General features: G+C 70.8%; 12 protein-coding genes and 1 pseudogene. 8 read left to right on the top strand and 5 right to left on the bottom strand.

Annotated elements, in window-relative coordinates; genetic code table 11:
• Positions 1 to 19 precede the first annotated feature (19 nt).
• Positions 20 to 1,024, top strand: coding sequence for a GNAT family N-acetyltransferase (locus ACH4RC_RS38235; RefSeq protein WP_398209050.1), 1,005 nt, complete (start codon positions 20 to 22; stop codon positions 1,022 to 1,024).
• Between the two features lie 63 nt (positions 1,025 to 1,087).
• Here the strand turns inward: ACH4RC_RS38235 and ACH4RC_RS38230 are convergent, their stop codons facing one another.
• The 4 genes from ACH4RC_RS38230 to ACH4RC_RS38215 all read right to left on the bottom strand — a co-directional run bounded on the left by ACH4RC_RS38230 (position 1,088) and on the right by ACH4RC_RS38215 (position 9,311).
• Positions 1,088 to 2,650: a M4 family metallopeptidase gene (locus tag ACH4RC_RS38230; RefSeq protein ID WP_398209049.1), complete on the bottom strand. Its 1,563-nt coding sequence runs from the start codon at positions 2,648 to 2,650 to the stop codon at positions 1,088 to 1,090.
• Between the two features lie 298 nt (positions 2,651 to 2,948).
• Positions 2,949 to 5,033 carry a M4 family metallopeptidase gene (locus ACH4RC_RS38225; protein WP_398209048.1) on the bottom strand — a complete coding sequence of 695 codons (2,085 nt, stop codon included), beginning with the start codon at positions 5,031 to 5,033 and terminating at the stop codon, positions 2,949 to 2,951.
• Positions 5,034 to 5,565: 532 nt separating this feature from the next.
• Entirely contained in the window at positions 5,566 to 7,452 is a 1,887-nt protein-coding gene (locus ACH4RC_RS38220; RefSeq protein WP_398209046.1) for an ABC transporter ATP-binding protein, read from the bottom strand.
• A complete protein-coding gene (locus ACH4RC_RS38215) occupies positions 7,449 to 9,311 on the bottom strand; it encodes an ABC transporter ATP-binding protein (protein WP_398209044.1) in 1,863 nt (620 codons plus the stop codon). Before ACH4RC_RS38215 ends, ACH4RC_RS38220 begins: the two co-directional genes overlap by 4 nt.
• 137 nt (positions 9,312 to 9,448) lie before the next feature.
• Between ACH4RC_RS38215 and ACH4RC_RS38210 the strand changes: the two are divergent.
• Positions 9,449 to 9,616: pseudogene (locus tag ACH4RC_RS38210) on the top strand (ATP-binding cassette domain-containing protein); the annotation flags it as partial.
• Positions 9,617 to 9,750: 134 nt separating this feature from the next.
• Here the strand turns inward: ACH4RC_RS38210 and glgX are convergent.
• Complete coding sequence (glgX, locus tag ACH4RC_RS38205; protein WP_398209042.1) at positions 9,751 to 12,072, bottom strand: glycogen debranching protein GlgX; 2,322 nt, start codon at positions 12,070 to 12,072, stop codon at positions 9,751 to 9,753.
• Between the two features lie 151 nt (positions 12,073 to 12,223).
• Here glgX and ACH4RC_RS38200 point away from each other — a divergent pair, with 151 nt between their 5' ends.
• The 6 genes from ACH4RC_RS38200 (at position 12,224) to ACH4RC_RS38175 (ending at position 18,751) form a co-directional block, all read left to right on the top strand.
• On the top strand, positions 12,224 to 13,444 hold the full coding sequence (locus tag ACH4RC_RS38200) for an Ig-like domain-containing protein (protein WP_398209040.1): 1,221 nt from the start codon (positions 12,224 to 12,226) through the stop codon (positions 13,442 to 13,444).
• 165 nt (positions 13,445 to 13,609) lie between these two features.
• Positions 13,610 to 14,800 (top strand): Ig-like domain-containing protein, encoded by a 1,191-nt coding sequence (locus tag ACH4RC_RS38195; protein WP_398209039.1) that lies wholly within the window; start codon positions 13,610 to 13,612, stop codon positions 14,798 to 14,800.
• Positions 14,801 to 14,843: 43 nt separating this feature from the next.
• Positions 14,844 to 15,611 carry an enoyl-CoA hydratase/isomerase family protein gene (locus ACH4RC_RS38190; RefSeq protein ID WP_398209038.1) on the top strand — a complete coding sequence of 256 codons (768 nt, stop codon included), beginning with the start codon at positions 14,844 to 14,846 and terminating at the stop codon, positions 15,609 to 15,611.
• A 310-nt stretch (positions 15,612 to 15,921) separates the two neighbouring features.
• Entirely contained in the window at positions 15,922 to 16,425 is a 504-nt protein-coding gene (locus ACH4RC_RS38185; protein ID WP_398209036.1) for an ATP-binding protein, read from the top strand.
• Positions 16,426 to 16,748: 323 nt separating this feature from the next.
• Positions 16,749 to 17,525 carry a polysaccharide deacetylase family protein gene (locus ACH4RC_RS38180; RefSeq protein WP_398209034.1) on the top strand — a complete coding sequence of 259 codons (777 nt, stop codon included), beginning with the start codon at positions 16,749 to 16,751 and terminating at the stop codon, positions 17,523 to 17,525.
• Positions 17,522 to 18,751, top strand: a complete 1,230-nt coding sequence (locus ACH4RC_RS38175; protein WP_398209032.1) for a hypothetical protein — start codon at positions 17,522 to 17,524, stop codon at positions 18,749 to 18,751. Before ACH4RC_RS38180 ends, ACH4RC_RS38175 begins: the two co-directional genes overlap by 4 nt.
• Positions 18,752 to 18,758 lie beyond the last annotated feature (7 nt).

The following is an 18,758-nucleotide window of genomic DNA, read 5'->3' as shown; positions in this document are numbered from 1 at the left end:
GGCTCAACGGGGGTTGTGCATGTCGGTGTCCGCGGGACAAGAACAGCCGATCGAGATCGTCCGGGCCGGTGAGGAGCATCTCGACGCGATCGTGGCGCTGGCCGAGGCGCGTCGCCTCGACCCGAGGGATCCGCAGGCGGGTCGCGCCGGGTTCCTCGTCTCCGACTACACGCGGGACGATTACCGGGAGCGGCTGTCCAGCGCGGAGCACTTCTGGGTCGCCCGCAAGGGCCCGGACGTGCTCGGCTACCTCCTTGCGTACAGCGACGCGCGCATCGGCCCCGACGAATGGCTGAACCACCGGATCAAGACGACGCTCGGCGCGTTCCTCGTCATCAAGCAGATCTGCGTCTCGCGCACGGCCGCCCGCAGCGGCGTCGCCTCCCGCCTCTACCACCACGTCCTCGAGCAGTGGAACGCGAGCCCGGTGATCGCCGCGGTGGTCAGCGTCCCGTTCAACGAGGCGTCGACGCTCTTCCACCGCAAGCTCGGCTTCGAGGAGCTGTCCCGGCTCACGCCGCCCGACGGCAAGGAGCGGATGGTGTGGGTGTGGCGCAAGCCGCGCGAGGCGATGCTGCAGGCGCAGTACGGGGTCGCCATCGACCTGTACAAGCACGAGGACACCCTCAACTGGAACAAGCTGAACAACTTCTTCTACATCACCGCGGGGCTCGCGGCGGCGCTCGGGTTCACCCTCGGCCGGCGCGGTGACGACGCCTCGTCGTCGACGCTCCTCACGGACGGGCTCGCGATCGTCATCTCGGTGATCGGCTTCTTCTCCGCCGCCGCGTTCACCTTGATGCTGCGGTTCGGGCGGCGCTATCTGCACGCCCGCAAGAACGCGGCCATGGAGCTGGAGGAGCATCTGGCCTGGCACGGCGGGCAGCGGATAGTGGGACGTGAGGCGGCCGCGGACGGCAACAAGTGGCTGAAGCAGTCGCCGACCGGGTTCATCATGATGTCGCTGCCGGCGCTCGTGGCGGCGTGCTGGGGCGTGATGCTGGTCATGCTGGTACTGGACTGAGCGGGCGGGACGCGACAAGGGGCGCCCGGTGGTCCGGGCGCCCCTTCGACCGGCTGAGTGCCGTTACTTGACGTTCACGGCTGCCCAGGCCGCGCCGACGGCCTTGTACTCGGCGGAGGTGGAGCCGTACAGGTCCTTGGCCGCGTTCAGGGTGGCGGTGCGGGCCTTCGCGTAGTTGGTGCTCGACGTGAAGTACGTCGTCAGTGCCTTGAACCAGATCTTCTCGGCCTTGGAGCGGCCGATGCCGGTGACGGTGGAGCCGTCGGAGGTGGGGGAGTCGTAGGCGACGCCGTTGATCGTCTTCTTTCCGCTGCCCTCGCTGAGCAGGTAGAAGAAGTGGTTGGCGATGCCGGAGGAGTAGTGGACGTCGACGTTGCCGGCGCCGGTCTTCCAGGCGTCGAGCGAGGCGCCGTCCTTGCTGGGCTTGTCCATGTAGCGCAGCGGGGTGCCGTCGCCGTTGATGTTGATCTTCTCGCCGATGAGGTAGTCGCCCGGGTCCGACGCGTTGTTGGCGTAGAACTCGACCGAGGCGCCGAAGATGTCGGAGGTCGCCTCGTTCAGACCGCCGGACTCACCGCTGTAGACGAGGCCCGCGGTCGCCGAGGTGACGCCGTGGCTCATCTCGTGCGCGGCCACGTCGAGCGAGGTGAGCGGGTTCTTGTTGCCCGTGCCGTCGCCGTAGGTCATGCAGAAGCAGCTGTCGTCCCAGAACGCGTTGACGTAGGCGTTGCCGTAGTGGACGCGGGAGTAGGCGCCCTTGCCGTCGCCCTTGATGCCGTTGCGGCCCTGCACGTTCTTGTAGTAGTCCCAGGTCACCTGGGCGCCGTAGGCGGCGTCGACCCCGGCGGTCGCGGCGTCGGTGGTCGCGCCGTTGCCCCACACGTCGTCGGCGTCGGTGAACAGCGTGCCCTTGCCGGACGAGCCGTTCTTGAGGTTGTACGTGGAGTGGCCGCCGCGGGTCGCGTCCGTGAGGGAGTAGGTCGAGCCGGACTTGGTGGTGCCGATCGTGACGGTGCCGCTGTAGCGCGACTTGCCGGTGCCGGTCTGGACCGTGTCGAACTCGAAGATCTTCTTGCCGGTCGCCGCGTCGGTGACGACGTGCAGCTTGCTGGGCGTGCCGTCCTCGTGCGTGCTGGCGACGACCTTCTCGTAGGCGAGTCTCGGCGTGCCGCTCGCGGCCCAGACGACCTTGCGGGCGCCGGACGGGGCGGCCTTCAGGGTGGCGCCGGCGGTGGCCACGTCGATGGACTCGGCGGTGGCGCGGGTGACGCCCTCGCGGGCGCCGGACTCCGACTCGTGGACGACCAGGTCGCCGCCGAGGACGGGCAGTCCGTCGTAGGTCCGCTCGTAGCGGGTGTGGGTGGTGCCGTCGCGGTCCTTGACCACGTCGCGGACGACGAGCTTCTCCTTCGAGCCGAGCTTCAGCTCCTTCGCCGTCTCGGCGGTCTTCGCGCTCGCGTCCTGCACGAGGCCGGCGCGGGCCGACGCGCTCAGGGCCAGGGGGGTGGCCGAGGGGATCGCGGTCTTGGCGGTCGCGGTGGCGGTGAAGGAACCGGCGACCAGTGCGCCGGCGGCGACGGCCGTGGCGAGGGAGAGGGCGGTGCGACGGGATATGTGGGAGGTCACGAAGAAAGCTCCTTGCATGAAGTGGGGGAGCGAGCTTTGCCGTGCATGTGGTGCATGTGGTGCTGAAGGTGCGGGGAAACTCTGGCAGTTGAGAGCTGTACATGTCATGTACGTGATCGCAGGTTGGCCGGAATTCGTTCGTTGAGCGAAAACTGACGCACGTATTGCGAACGGAATGTGAACGGATTCGCGCCCGGGAAACGAAAAGGAAATATGAACGGGCGCGTCGCACCGGGGAGTTGAACCACCGGAGCGACGCGCCCAGACTGTGCGGGGCCAAGCGGACCCGCTTACCCGTTTACGGGAAGGTCAGCTTGAACTGGTTGATGTAGCCGGTGTCCGCCGGGCCGAGGTCCTTGGCCTGGAGCTTCCAGACACCGCTGGCGTTCTCGGTGGAGGCGTTGACCGTGTACGTGGTCTGGATGTTCGGGGTCGGGTCGTACGTCGACGAGTGCAGCCGGTACGCCTTCCCGCTCGGGCCGATCAGGTCGACCTGGAGGTCACCGCTCCACGTGTGCACGATGTCGACGCCGACCTTCAGCGTGGACGGCGCCTTGCCGCTGATGCCGGAGACCGTGAGCGACGAACTGACCGCCGCGCCCGGGGAGTCCGGGATGTTGACGTTCGCGTCGTTGGTGAACACCTTGCCGGTGCCCGGGTCACCGCCGCCGGAGCGGGCGCCGACGTTGATCGCGGCGAACGCGTCCTGGACCGCCTTGTACTCGGTGGACGTCGTCCCGTACAGCTCACCCGTCGCCGCGAGGGCGCCGGTGCGGGCGCCCGCGTAGTTGGTGGTCGAGGTGAACTTCGTGGTCAGCGCCTTGTACCAGATCAGCGCCGCCTTCTCGCGGCCGATGCCGGTGACGGGCAGGCCGTCGGAGGTCGGGGAGTCGTAGCTCGTCCCGTTGACGACCTTCGCGCCGCTGCCCTCGCTGAGCAGGTAGAAGAAGTGGTTGGCCGGGCCCGACGAGTAGTGCACGTCGATGCCGCCGAGGCCGGAGTACCAGGCGTCCTTGGACGCGCCGTCCTTGCTCGGCTTGTCCATGTAGCGCAGCGGGGTGCCGTTGCCGTTGATGTTGATCTTCTCGCCGACGAGGTAGTCGCCCGGGTCGGACGTGTTGTTCGCGTAGAACTCGACGGCCGCGGCGAAGATGTCGGAGGTCGCCTCGTTCAGACCGCCGGACTCACCGCTGTAGTTGAGGCCCGCGGTGTTGGAGGTGACGCCGTGCGTCATCTCGTGCGCGGCCACGTCGAGGGAGGTGAGCGGCTTGGTGTTGCCGCTGCCGTCGCCGTACGTCATGCAGAAGCAGCTGTCGTCCCAGAACGCGTTCACGTAGTTGTTGCCGTAGTGGACGCGGCTGTACGCGCCGACGCCGTCGCCGCGGATACCGGAGCGGCCCTGCACGTTCTTGTAGTAGTCCCAGGTCATCGCGGCGCCGTAGTGCGCGTCGGCGGCGGCCGTCTCGGTGTTGCTCGCGCTGCCGTTGCCCCACACGTCGTCCGGGCCGGAGAAGAGCGTGCCGGTCCCCGAGGTGGCGCGGTTGAGGTTGTACGTCCGGTGGTTGCCGCGCGTGGTGTCGGTGAGGGTGTACGAGGACCCGGACTGCGCGGTGCCGAGGGTGACCGTGCCGCTGTACTGGGTGTTGCCGGTGCCGTTCTCGATGGCCTGCCACTCGTGCAGCTTCTTGCCGGTCGCCGCGTCGGTGATGACATGCAGCTCGTTCGGCGTGCCGTCGTGCTGGAGGCCGCCGACGACGGTCTCGTACGCGAGGGTGGGCTGCCCCTTGGCCGCGCCCTGGCCCAGCCAGACGACCTTGCGCGGCGCGCGGTCGGCCTCGGTCTTCTTCGAACCGTCGGCCTCGGCGAGGGTCAGCGCCTGCGACTCGGCCGCGGCCGGCTTCACGTCGGCCGTCGTCTCCACGCCCTTGAGCTGTGCCTTCGACGCCTTCGTGACGCCCTGCGCGGCACCGGACCTCGCCTTCTCGACGATCAGGTCACCGCCCAGGACGGGCAGTCCGGCGTAGGTGCGCTCGTAGCGGGTGTGGGTCGTTCCGTCCTGGTCCTGCAGCACGTCCCGGACGACGAGCTTCTCCTGGGCGCCCAGGCCGAGCTTCTTCGCGGTGTCGGCCTTCGCCTTGGTCGTGTTCGCCGCGCGCAGCAGCTCCGCGCGCTTGGCGGGGGAGAGCTTCGCGGGCAGCGCGCCCGGGTCGGCGCCGCGCGTGGCGCTCGCCGTGATGGCCGACGCGGCCTGTGCCGTGTCCGTCCCGGCGCCGGCGGAGGCCGGACCCGACTGGAACGCGACGGCGAGCAGGGCGGTGACGGCGCCGACGGCCGCGGCGGCCGTGGCCCGGCGTCTGTGGGAGGTGGAGGAGGTGCTTCTCAACGCTGACTCCTTCTGCGCGGCCGCATGTGGGTGTGCGGCCAGTGGGGACCGGGCGGCGTTTGGCCGGCCGGGCAGAACGCAGTGCAGGCAGTGCGGGGCCGGCGGGCTAGCGGGGCTAGCGGGCTAGCGGTTGACTCGGGCCGTCCGCGATCTTGCTGTGGGGCAGCTGTGCGGTGGCCGAACGGAAGAGTGGCAGTAGAACGCGGGTGCTGTCAGGAGCGCGTCAACAGGTTGGCCGGAAATGGTTCGGTGCGCGGGGGTGGTTGTTCGATATGCGGGGTGCGGGTGGGGTGCGGGGTGGGCGGGTGCGGGGGGCTTGTTCGGGTGGGGCGGGGTTGTGGTGGCCCCGGCTGAGATCGGCCTCCCGTGGCTTTAAATCGCCGCCCTGTGACGTGGCCCGGCCCAGGGGCTCCGCCCCGGACCCCGCTCCTCAAGCGCCGGAGGGGCTTGGTTTGCGGGGCTTGGGCGGGTGGGTTGGCTTGCTCCTCGGGCGGGGAGCTGACAGCGGCCAGTTCCTCGGGGGGAGCCGGCGTCAGCTCACCAGGCTCTCCCGCCATGCCCTGTGCAGGTCCGCGAAGCGGCCCGTGCCCTCGATCAGCTCTGCCGGGGGGCCGTCCTCCACCACCGCTCCGTCTTCCATCACCAGCACCCGGTCCGCGATCTCCACCGTGGAGAGGCGGTGGGCGATGACGACCGCTGTGCGGCCGTGCAGGACGGTGTGCATGGCGCGTTGGACCGCCCGTTCGCCCGGGATGTCGAGGGAGCTGGTCGCCTCGTCGAGGATCAGTACCGCCGGGTCCGCGAGGAGCGCCCGGGCGAAGGCGACCAACTGGCGCTGGCCCGCGGAGATGCGGCCGCCGCGCTTGCGCACATCCGTGTCGTAGCCGTCGGGGAGCGCCGTGATGAAGTCGTGGGCGCCGATCGCCTTCGCGGCCTGTTCGATTTCGGCGCGGCTCGCTTCGGGGCGGCCGATCGCGATGTTCTCGGCGACCGTACCGGAGAACAGGAACGCCTCCTGGGTCACCATGACGACCCCGCGCCGCAGTTCGGCGTGGGAGAGGTCGCGCAGGTCGACACCGTCGAGGAGGACCTGCCCGTGCGAGGGGTCGTAGAACCGGGCGAGCAGCTTGGCCAGGGTGGACTTGCCCGCGCCCGTGGAGCCGACCACGGCCACCGTCTGGCCGGCGGGCAGCAGGAGATCGAAGCGGGGGAGCACCTCGCCGCCCGTGCGGTAGCCGAACGAGACGTCGTCGAAACGCACTTCGCGGCCCGGACGCCCCTCGCGCGGGGCGGGCAGCGAACCCGGGGACTCCGGCTCGGGCACCGACGGGGTCTGTTCGAGCAGGCCCGCGATCTTCTTGAGGGACGCCGCCGCCGATTCGTAGGAGTTGAGGAACATCGCCAGGCGGTCGATGGGGTCGTAGAGGCGGCGGATGTAGAGCACCGCCGCCGCCAGGACGCCGAGCGCGAGGGTCCCGCCCGCGACCCGGTAGGCGCCCCACAGGACCATGCCCGCGACTGCCGTGTTGGCCAGGAGGCGGGAGCCGATGACGTAGCGCGCCATTTCGAGGAGGGCCGTGCCGTTGGAGCGTTCGTGGCGGTGGTTGAGGACCGCGAAGTGGTCGTCGTTGGCCTGCTCGCGGCGGAACGCGCGGACCGGGCGGATGCCGTTCATCGTCTCGACGAACTTGACGATGACCGCCGCGATCGCCGAGGACCGCTCCCCGTACGCGCGCGCGGCCCGCCGCCGGTAGCTGCGGATCAGCACGGACAGCGGGATGAAGGAGAGCGCGGCGACCGCGCCGATGCCGAGGTCGAGCCAGAGCAGCGTCGCCGTGATGTAGAGCGCGGCGAGAACGACGTTGACCAGTTCTTGCAGGCCCTCGGAGAGCAGTTCGCGCAGCGACTCCACATCCGTCGTGGCGCGGGAGATGACACGGCCCGAGGTGTAGCGGTCGTGGAAGTCGACGCTGAGCGCCTGCGCGTGGCGGAAGATGCGGTCGCGCAGGTCGAGCAGCACGTTCTGGCTGACACGGGCGGAGAACTGGATGTACGCGTACTGGAACGCGGCCGAGCAGCACGCGGTCAGCAGGAAGCCCGCGCCGACCGCGATCAGCGGCCCGTAGTCGTGGTCCCGGAAGGCGGGCACCGCGCGGTCGATGGCGTACGCGACGATCAGCGGCCCGGACTGCACGGCCGCCTGCTGGAGCAGCAGGGCGAGGACGGTGAGCCAGACGGCGCGGCGGTGCGGCGCGAGCAGGGAGCGCAGGAGGCGGCCCGTCGCACCTTTCGAGGTGGGCAGGTCGTCCTGGTCGAACGGGTCGGTGGGGGAGGGGGTCCGCACCGCCTCGGCCGGCTCGCCCGGCTGGTCCGGGTCCTCGGGGTTCCGGGCCGCCTTGGTGTTCGTGATCGTCGTCATGCGCGCGCCGCCTCTTCCCTGTCGCCCGCGGTCTCGCCCGACATCAGATGCCGGTACTCCGCGCTGGTGCGCAGCAGTTCGTGATGGGTGCCGACCGCGGTGACGCGGCCTTCGCAGAGCAGGGCGACCCGGTCGGCGAGCAGCACCGTGGAGGGGCGGTGCGCGACGACGAGGGCGGTGCTGTCCGCGAGGACCTGCCGCAGCGCCGCCTCGACGGCGGCCTCGGTGTGCACGTCGAGCGCGGACAGCGGGTCGTCGAGGATCAGGAAGCGGGGTTCGCCGACGACGGAGCGGGCGAGCGCGAGCCGCTGCCGCTGGCCGCCGGACAGGCTCAGACCCTGCTCGCCGACCTCGGTGTCCGCCCCGTCGGGCAGGTGTCGTACGAAGCCGGCCTGGGCGACGCCGAGCGCCCGGTCCACCTGGTCCGGCGTCGCGTCGACCGCGCCCATCAGCACGTTCTCCGCGACCGTGGCGGAGAACAGGGTCGGTTCCTCGAACGCCATCGACACCAGGGTGCGCAGCTCCTCGCGGGGTATCGCGGTGATGTCGCGGCCGTCGAGCGTGATGCGGCCCGCCGTGACGTCGTACAGGCGCGGCACGAGCGCGGTCAGCGTCGTCTTGCCGCTGCCGGTCGCGCCGACCAGGGCCATGGTCTCGCCGGAGCGGACGTGCAGGTCTATGTGGCCAAGCGTCGGCTCGGAGTCCTCGGCGGCGTCCGGGTAGCGGAAGGCGACGCCCTCGAACCGCAGTCCGTCCCCGCCCCGGGCATCCTCCGCGCCGCGCACGCGCGGGTCCTCCTCCGGCTCGTCCATGACCTCGAAGTAGCGCCGGGTCGCCGTCGCCGCCTCCTGGCTCATCGCGAGCAGGAAGCCGATGGACTCGATGGGCCAGCGCAGGGCGAGCGCCGTCGACAGGAACGCGACGAGCGTGCCCGCGGACAGGTCGCCGTCCGCGACCTGCACCGTGCCGAGGACGAGGGCCGCGCCGAGCGCCACCTCGGGCAGGAGCGTGATCACCGCGAGGATGCCCGCGAGGAGCCGCGCCTTGACCAGCTCGGTGCCGCGCAGCGTGCGCGAGAGGTCCTTGAAGGCGCGGGCCTGGCTGCGGTGGCGGCCGAACCCCTTGATGATCCGGATGCCGAGCACCGACTCCTCGACGACCGTGGTCAGGTCGCCGACCTGGTCCTGGGCGCGGCGTGACGCCTCCGCGTACCCGTGCTCGAACCGGTAGCAGACCGCGATCAGCGGCACGGCGGGCGCGAGCAGGACGAGACCGAGGCCCCAGTCCTGCGCCACGAGCAGGGCGAGTCCGGCGGCGATCGTCACCCCGTTCACGATCAGGAACGTCAGCGGGAAGGCGAGGAACATCCGCACGACCATGAGGTCCGTGGTGGCGCGCGACAGCAACTGGCCCGAGGCCCACCGGTCGTGGAAGGAGACGGGCAGCCGCTGAAGGTGCCGGTACAGGTCGGCGCGCAGCGCCGCCTCGACGCTTGCGAGCGGCCGCGCCACCAGCCAGCGTCGCAGCCCGAACAGGAGCGCCTCCGCGACACCGAGCGCGAGCAGCACCCCGGCGCCGAGCCACACGCCGCCCGGGTCGTGGTCGGTGACGGGCCCGTCCACGATCCACTTCAGTACCAGCGGGAACACGAGCCCCAGACAGGACGCCACCACCGCTATGGCCGCCGCGCTCGCCCAGCGCGCCCGCACCGGCCGTACGTACGGCCACAGGCGCAGCAGTGTGCGCACCGCCGACTGCCGTACGGGCACGGCTGGTTCGGCCGGCCGGCCGCTGTCGTCGTCGATCCGGCGCGGGTCCTGGCCCCTGGTATCCGTGGTAGCTGCATCCTTAGTCGCCATCAGGGGTGAGACTACTTTTCGGCACTGACATCGCCCAGTGGGTTTTGGACGCGGCGGTGCCCCGGGGTCGTAGTCGCGGTCAACCGATCGGCTGATGCGCCTTCGAGCGCGATGGCCGATGTGGCGGGCGCCCCGGGATGCCGTTCACCGTCCAGGAGGGCGAGATCCTCGGCGTCCTCGGGCCCGACGGGGCCGGTGAGACCACCACCGTGGAGCGCGTCGAGGGCCTGCGCGTGCCCGACGCCGGGCGGGTGCGCGTGGCCGGGCCCGACCCCGTACGGGACCACGCCGAGGTCACCCGGATCCGGGTCGTCGACGCCACGCTCGACGACGCGTTCCTCGACCTGACGGGAGCCGGCCGGTCATGACCACCCCTGCTCTTTCTGCCGCCCACGCGCGCGTGCCCGGCGTCGAAACCGCGACCTCGCCGGCGCCCCGCCTACTCCACCACCCGCAGCAACAACACCGTCCGCGCCCCCACGGCCACCGTCGCCCCCGCCCCGTACGACACCCCCGGCACAGAACCCTGCTCCTCCAGCCCGGTGTCGACCACCACCTCGTACCCCCGGGCCCATGGCCCCCCGGGCAGCAGGAACTCCCCGGGCTCGGCCCCCGCGTGCAGGACGACCAGGAAGCTGTCATCGACCACCCGCTCACCCCGCGCGTCCCGCCCGGGAATGTCCCGCCCCGACAGGTACATCCCGAGCGTCGCGGCCGGAGCGAACCAGTCGCCCTCCGTCATCTCCGTACCGCGTGAGGTGAACCAGGCCAGGTCCCGCAACCCGTCCGCCGACCGCGGTCGGCCCGAGAAGAAGGCGCGACGGCGGAGCACCGGATGGGCGTGGCGCAGGGCGATCAGCCGGGAGGTCAGATCGAACAGGGCCCGCCAGCCCGGGTCGTCGAGGAGCCGCCAGTCGACCCAGCTGACCTCACTGTCCTGGCAGTAGGCGTTGTTGTTGCCGCGCTGGGTGCGCCCGAACTCGTCACCGGCGACCAGCATCGGCACCCCGGTCGACAGCAGCAGCGTCGTCAGCATGTTCCGCAGCTGCCGCCGCCGCAGCGCCAGCACGGACTCGTCCTCGCTCTCGCCCTCGGCCCCGCAGTTCCAGGACCGGTTGTCGTTCGTCCCGTCCCGGTTGCCCTCGCCGTTCGCCTCGTTGTGCTTGCGGTCGTAGCTGACGAGGTCGCGCAGCGTGAAGCCGTCGTGCGCGGTGATGAAGTTGACCGACGCGTAGGGGCGGCGCCCGCCCCACGCGTACAGGTCACTCGACCCGGAGAGGCGGTACCCGAGGTCCCGTACGTCGGGCAGCGCGCCGCGCCAGAAGTCCCGTACGGCGTTGCGGTAGCGGTCGTTCCACTCGGCCCAGAGCGGGGGGAACGCGCCGACCTGGTAGCCGCCGTTGCCCACGTCCCACGGCTCCGCGATCAGCTTGACCCGGCGGAGCACCGGGTCCTGCGCGATGACCGCGAGGAACGGGGAGAGCATGTCGACGTCGTGCATGGAGCGGGCGAGCGCCGCCGCGAGGTCGAAGCGGAAGCCGTCGACGCCCATCTCGGTCACCCAGTAGCGCAGGGAGTCGGTGATGAGGCGGAGGACCTGCGGCTGCACGACGTGGAGGGTGTTGCCGCAGCCGGTGTAGTCGGCGTAGCGGCGGGCGTCGTCCTGGAGGCGGTAGTAGCCGCGGTTGTCGATGCCTTTCAGGGAGAGCATCGGGCCCAGCTCGCCCGCCTCCGCCGTGTGGTTGTAGACCACGTCGAGGATGACCTCGATCCCGGCGTCGTGCAGCGCCCGCACCATCCGCCGGAACTCGCCGACCTGCTGCCCGGCCGTGCCGGTCGCCGCGTACGCCGCGTGCGGGGCGAAGTAGCCGATCGAGTTGTAACCCCAGTAGTTCTTCATGCCCCGCCGCAGCAGGTGGTCCTCGTGCGCGAACTGGTGCACCGGAAGCAGCTCCACCGCCGTCACCCCGAGCCGCGTCAGGTGCTCGATCGCCGCCGGGTGCGCCAGGCCCGCGTACGTGCCCCGCAACTCCTCCGGGATCCCGGGGTGCTCCCGTGTGAAGCCGCGTACGTGCAGCTCGTAGATGACCGAGTCCGCCCAGGGTGTCTTCGGGCGGCGGTCGTCCTGCCATTCGTCGTCGGGCGCGTCGTCGTGGACGACGACGGCCTTCGGGACGTACGGGGCCGAGTCCCGGTCGTCGCGCACGGTGTCGGCCACGTGCTGCTGGGGCCAGTCGCGGACGTGCCCGTACACCTCTGGCGGCAGCTTGGTGTAGTCATTCCCCTTGGCGCCGTCGACGGCCCGCGCGTAGGGGTCGAGGAGGAGTTTCGCCGGGTTCCAGCGGGCGCCGGTCCACGGGTCCCAGCGGCCGTGGACCCGGAACCCGTACCGCTGTCCGGGGCGCACGCCGGGGACGAAGCCGTGCCAGATCTCGTCGGTGGCCTCGGCGAGCGGGGAGCGCTGTTCGCGTCCGTCGGCGTCGAAGAGGCACAGCTCGACCGATTCGGCGCCGCCCGCCCACAGGGCGAAGTTGGTGCCGGCGACGCCGTCGGGTCCGACCCGGTAGCGGGCGCCGAGGGGTACGGGCGCGCCGGGCCAGACGGGCTCGACGGGGGGAGTGCGCCCGCGCTCCCGGTCCCGGTGGTACTCGGATGTATGAGCGGAGGCATGAACGGGCGGTCCGCCATTGCCGTTCCGGCCCTTCGGCACACCGGCCGGCACGCCGGTCTGCACTGCCTCCTGCTCGGGTGCGCTCGACACCTGACAGCCTCCCGCGGCTCCACGAAGGATGGGCGGCGGGGCGCGCCCGGCGTCCCTGCCGCGCATCGCCCCTGATCCCCTCCTGTCTGTTCTGCCCAGAGCACGGGTCGCACTCACGTTTCCCCGGCGGGGTGCGCGTCGTTGGCCCGGCGTGAGAACAGCTGTGAGGCGCGCGCGGCGCGCAGGGGCGACACTGGCCGCCGTACTGACATGGGCGGCACTGGCCGGCGGGCTCGCCGGATGCAAGGCGGGCGCGGTGTTCGGCAAGCCGCGCTCGTCCGAGGAGCTGATCAGGGTCACCCCGGAGGACCGGGGCAAAGAGGTGAGGACGGACACGGGGCTGCTGGTCGAGGTCCCCACGGGCAGGCTTGAGTCGGTCAAGGTCGTCAAGGTGCAGGACGCGCAGGAGGAGCCGGTGCCGGGGCGCATCGAGGGCAACGGTGTGCTCTGGCGCCCCACGGGGCCCGACGCGGACCGGCTCGCGCTCGCCGCGAAGTACACGGTCGACGCGGTCGCGGTCGACGGCGACGGCCGCCGCGTGGCCCGCCGCACCACGTTCACCACCGCCGTCCCGGGCGAGCGCTTCATCGGCTACGTGACGCCGGAGAACCGTGCCACGGTCGGCACCGGCATGATCGTGAAGCTGGAGTTCAACCGGCGGATCGAGAACCGCGCCGCCGTCGAGCGCGCGGTGAAGGTCACCTCCGTGCCCCCGGTGGAGATCGCCCCGCACTGGTTCGGCCGGACGCGCCTCGACTTCCGGCCCGAGCGGTACTGGCGCCCCGGCACGAAGGTGACCGTCGCCCTGGACCTGCGGGACGTGGAGGCGGCGCCCGGCGCCTACGGCCTGCAGCGCAAGTCGTTCTCGTTCACCGTCGGCCGTGGCCAGGTCAGCCTGGTCGACGCGGCGAAGCACACGATGGAGGTCCGCAGGGACGGCCGCCTCCTCGACACCCTGCCGATCACCGCGGGGGCGCCGAAGTCGACGACGTACAACGGGAAGATGGTGGTCACCGAGATGCTCGACGTGACCCGGATGAACAGCCGCACCGTCGGCTTCGGCGGGGAGTACGACATCCCGGATGTGCCGCATGCGGTCCGGCTCACCGACTCCGGCACGTTCTTGCACGGAAACTACTGGTCAGGCGGGGTCTTCGGGTCCAGCAACGTGAGCCACGGCTGTGTCGGTCTGCGCGATGTGAAGGGCGGCGGCGCGCTGACCCCGGCGGGCTGGTTCTTCGACCGCACCCTCATCGGCGACGTCGTCGAGGTGGTGCACAGCGCTGACAAGAAAGTGGCTGCTGACAACGGGCTCGGGGGCTGGAACATGGAATGGCAGGAGTGGAAGGACGGGGCCGCGGCCGTTCCGTAGCCGCGGAAGCGCGAAAGGGGGTCGGCCGCCCGGGTGTTGGGACTAAACGGTGACATTAGCGGGGATCCGTTTTCCCAGGTCGGGCGGTTAATCTTGCGCAGTGCGCGCGCAGACGCGCAGGAGTGCGGGCCTTGGACCGAGGCCGTGCGAGGGGAGAAGAACATCTTGAACGGGCGACGACCGATATCGGCGGCTCTGCTGGGGGCGGCACTGCTGCTTGTCACCGCGTGCGGTGGCGGGGGGAATTCGGGGAACGAGGACAAGGGGAAGTCCGACAAGGCCGCTGAGGCGAACAAGGCGTCGCAGGCCGTGGTGACCGTCGCGCCGAAGGACGGCGCCGGTGACGTCGCCACCAGCGGGGCGCTGAAGATATCCGCCGACAAGGGCAGGCTGACCGAGGTGAAGGTCGCCGACTCCAAGGGGAACGCGATAGCCGGGTCCATATCCGGCGGCACCAGCTGGACCCCCGCGCACCACCTCGCCGCGTCCACCGAGTACCAGGTGCACGCGGTCGCGAAGGACAAGGACGGCCGGGAGTCGGCCAAGGACACCACCTTCACCACGCTCACCCCGAAGAACACCTTCGTCGGCATGTTCACCCCGGAGGACGGTTCGAAGGTCGGCGTCGGGATGCCGTTCTCGATCCGCTTCACCCGCGGCATCACCCATCCCGAGGACGTCGAGAAGGCCATCACCGTCAAGACGGAGCCCGCCGTCCCGGTCGAGCCGCACTGGTTCGGCAACGACCGCATCGACTTCCGGCCCGAGAAGTACTGGGCCGCCGGCACCAAGGTCACCGTCAAGCTCAACCTCGACGGCGTCGAGGGCCGCCCCGGCGTCTACGGCAAGCAGGTCCGTACGGTGAACTTCACCATCGGCCGCAGCCAGGTCTCCACGGTCGACGCGAAGACGCACATGATGACGGTCGAGCGCGACGGCAAGACCATCAAGAAGGTCCCGGTCACGACCGGCAAGGCGGGCTACGAGACCTGGAACGGCCAGATGGTCATGACCGAGAAGCTCGCGGTCACCCGGATGAACGGCGAGACCGTCGGCTACGGCGGCGAGTACGACATCAAGGACGTCCCGCACGCCATCCGCCTGACCACCTCGGGCACCTTCATCCACGGCAACTACTGGGGCGGAGACGCCTTCGGCAACTACAACGCCAGCCACGGCTGCGTCGGCCTGCGCGATGTGCGCGGCGGCTACGACAGCAAGGTCTCGGCGGCGTGGTTCTTCGACCAGTCGATGATCGGTGACGTGGTCGTGGTCAAGAACACCGGCGACAAGACCGTCGCCCCGGACAACGGGCTCAACGGCTGGAACATGAGCTGGGCCGAGTGGAAGAAGTAGGGGCCGCGGCACCCCGGTTGTGAACGGCCGCTAACCTGCGGCCATGACCGTACACCTGGAAATCGCCGACGGGGTGGGCACGATCCGCCTCGACCGACCGCCGATGAACGCCCTGGACGTCGCCGTCCAGGACCGCATCAGGGAACTGGCAGCAGAGGCCACGGCCCGCACCGAGGTGCGGGCCGTCGTCGTCCGCGGCAGCGAGAAGGTCTTCGCGGCCGGTGCGGACATCAAGGAGATGCAGGCCATGGACCACGCGGCCATGGTCGGCCGGGCGCGGGGGCTGCAGGACGCGTTCAGCGCGGTGGCCCGCATCCCGAAGCCCGTCGTCGCCGCCGTCACGGGGTACGCGCTCGGCGGTGGCTGCGAACTGGCGCTGTGCGCCGACTTCCGGATCGCCGCCGACAACGCCAAGCTCGGCCAGCCGGAGATCCTGCTCGGCCTGATCCCGGGCGCGGGCGGCACCCAGCGCCTGGCGCGCCTGATCGGTCCGTCCAAGGCCAAGGACCTGATCTTCACGGGCCGGCAGGTGAGGGCCGACGAGGCGCTCACCCTCGGTCTGGTGGACCGTGTCGTTCCGGCCGACGAGGTCTTCTCCGCCGCGCACGAGTGGGCGGCGGCGCTCGCCAAGGGCCCGGCGATCGCGCTGCGCGCGGCGAAGGAGTCCATCGATGCGGGTCTGGAGACGGACCTGGAGACCGGGCTCGCCATCGAACGGACCTGGTTCGCGGGGCTGTTCGCCACCGAGGACCGGGCGACCGGTATGCGCAGCTTCGTGGAGGAAGGCCCCGGGAAGGCGAAGTTCGCCTGAGACGGCTCCCGTGCGGCTTGGTGTCGGCTCCGGCGGCGGACGGGTGTCAACTTCGGCGCGGGTGGGTCGACTGCGTCCCGTCCCTCGTTGGAGCGCATTATCCGCACCTTAAGAAAACCTTAAGCGCACCTCGTTCATGACGATCAAGAGCCGATCGCACACGGTGAGTCACCGCAGGTCGGACGGCGTTTCGTAGTCATTTAAGTGACTTTGGCATATGCCAGAATGACCCCCCGGAATGAGGCATTCCGGGGGGCTTATTCAGCCGGAACGGCCCCAAGGCTCCGGATCTGCGGCCATCATGGAGGGCATGGCGGGGCTTGAGGGTGTCGAACATCCGCGAAGGCACGGGGGTGCGACCGCGGCGCGCTGGTCTCCCGCGGTCGAGGACGAATACGCGCTGCGCGCGTTCGAGCTGTTCGGGAATCCGACTGAGGCGGAGGTGCCCCTGCCGTCGCGCCCCGAATCGGCGGCGACCGCCCGCCGTCTGGCCCAGGTCGTCATCCTGCGCCAGTGGGGCCTGTCCCTGAAGATGACCGAGGACGCGGTCCTGCTCGTCTCCGAACTCGTGGGCAACGCCGTGCGGCACACGGGCGCCCGCGTCTTCGGCCTGCGCATGCTGCGCCGCCGCGGCTGGATCCGCGTGGAGGTGCGCGACCCGTCCCGCGGCCTGCCGTGCCTGATGCCGGTGCAGCCGCTCGACGTCTCCGGGCGCGGCCTCTTCCTCGTCGACAAGCTCTCCGACCGCTGGGGCGTCGACCTGCTGCCGCGCGGCAAGACCACCTGGTTCGAGATGCGGGTCGCCGACCGCTGAACCACCGGCTCCCGTATGCACGAAAGCCCCCGTTCTCGCCGTTGTACGGCGCCGCGGGGGCTTTCGTGTGGTGCGCCGCGAACGGTGGGGGGTGTAGTCCGCGGCGTCTGACGACGACCTGGCCCGGGTCAATGGGGGTCGTGTCACCGATCATGGCAGACCGGTCACCAAGAGCCAAATGAATCGATGGTGATGTGAGCCACTGGCCTCGCAAATGAAGTATAAGTACAGCCAGTATCCAGTAATCGTTAAGGCTGCCGGGTCGGTAAGCGGATTTTGTCCGTTATCCCCGTTAAATGGGCGGGGTGACCCACGGAGAACCGATGGCGCGGCCGTACGCACGCCGCTCGGCCCTGCGCGTCGGCGCCGGGCTCGCCGCCGCCCTCGCCACCGGCTGCGCCGCCGACCGGCAGCCGCCCGCCCCCGCCCCGGCCCCGCACACCGCGACCCCACGGCCCGCGCGCGCCGCCCCCGCGCCCGCCCCGCGCCGGCTGCCGGGGCAGCCCGCCCAGATCGACCACGGCCCGCGCACCGGCGACCGCGTCGCCCTCACCTTCCACGGCCAGGGCGACCCGGCCGTCGCCCGCGCCGTCCTGGCGGAGGCCGAGCGGGCCCACGCCCGCGTCACCGTCCTCGCCGTCGGCACCTGGCTCGACGAACACCCCGACGTCGCCCGGCGCGTCCTCGACGGTGGCCACGACCTCGGCAACCACACCCTGCACCACCGCACCGTCAACGAGATGTCCGAGGCCGACGCCTACGCCGAGATCACCGGGTGCGCCGAGCGTCTGCGCCGCCTCACCGGGTCCGTCGGCACCTGGTTCCGGCCGTCGCGCGCCCAGCGGGCGACCCCGCTCGTCGCCCGCCTCGCACGGCGCGCGGGCTACCCGCACGTCCTGTCGTACGACGTCGACTCCCTCGACCACACCTCGCCGGGCGCCGCCGCCGTCGTCTCCAACGTCTCCTCGGCCGCGCGCGCCGGATCGGTCGTCAGCCTGCACTTCGGCTACCAGGACACCGTCGCCGCCCTGCCGCCCCTCCTGGACCACCTCGACCGTCGCGGCCTGACCGCGGTGACCTGCACGGAGCTGCTCACGTGAACCTCACCCCGACCACCACACCGAAGAGCGGGCGGCGCACCGGCGCGCTGCTCGCCGCCGCGACCGTCGCCCTCGCCGCACTCGCCGGGTGCGGCAGCCAGGACACGGCGGACCGCGCCGCCCAGGGCGCGGTGAAGCCCGCCGAACCGCCGGCCCGCCCGGTGAAGCCGGCGGCGCCCACGCGGCAGGCCGATCGCGGGCTGCCCGGGATGCCGCCCCTCCTCGACCCCGAGGACGTGTACGCGGCGGACCGGGCCGGCAACCTGTCGCCGGTGGTGAAGGACTTCCCGTCGCGCGTCTACGTGCCCAACACCGAGTCCGACACGGTCACCGTGATCGACCCGAAGACGTACAAGGTCCTCCGGACCGTTCCGGTCGGGCATCAGCCGCAGCACGTCGTCCCGTCCTGGGACCTGAAGACGCTGTGGGTCAACAACAACCGGGGGCACACGCTCACCCCGATCGACCCGAAGACCGGCAAGGCGGGCAAGCCGGTCGACGTGCACGACCCGTACAACCTGTACTTCACCCCCGACGGCAAGTACGCCGTCGTGATGGCCTCGCTCGACCGTCAGCTCGTCTTCCGCGACCCGCACACCATGCGGGTCAAGCACACCGAACCGGTCAGCTGCTACGGCGTCAACCACGCCGACTTCTCGCCCGACGGCCGCTACTTCATCGTCAGCTGCGAGTTCAGCGGCGAACTGCTGAAGGTCGACACGGCCAGGATGAAGGTCGTCGCCCAGCAGAAGCTGCCGTTCAAGGGCGCGATGCCGCAGGACGTCAAGATCTCGCCCGACGGGAAGAAGTTCTACGTCGCCGACATGATGGCCGACGGCATGTGGATCCTGGACGGGAACACCTTCTCCAAGCCGAAACTGCTGAAGACCGGCAAGGGCACGCACGGCCTCTACGTGAGCCGCGACTCCCGGGAGATGTACGTCTCCAACCGCGGCGAGGGCACCATCTCCGTCTTCGACTTCGCCCGGGACCGGGTGAGCAAGAAGTGGAAGCTCCCGCAGGGCGGCAGCCCCGACATGGGCGGTGTCTCGGCCGACGGCACCACGCTGTGGCTGTCCGGCCGCTACGACTCCGAGGTCTACGCGATCGACACGCGCACCGGCGCGCAGGTCGCCCGCGTCCCGGTCGGCCGGGGCCCGCACGGCCTCGCCGTATATCCGCAGCCGGGCCGCTACTCGCTCGGCCACACCGGCATCTTCCGCTGAACCACTG

Origin of the sequence: Streptomyces sp. NPDC016845 (assembly GCF_044332585.1) — a bacterium.
Classification (GTDB): domain Bacteria; phylum Actinomycetota; class Actinomycetes; order Streptomycetales; family Streptomycetaceae; genus Streptomyces.
The sequence above is the reverse complement of the archived record's forward strand: the minus strand, read 5'-3'. Positions and strand labels throughout refer to the sequence as shown.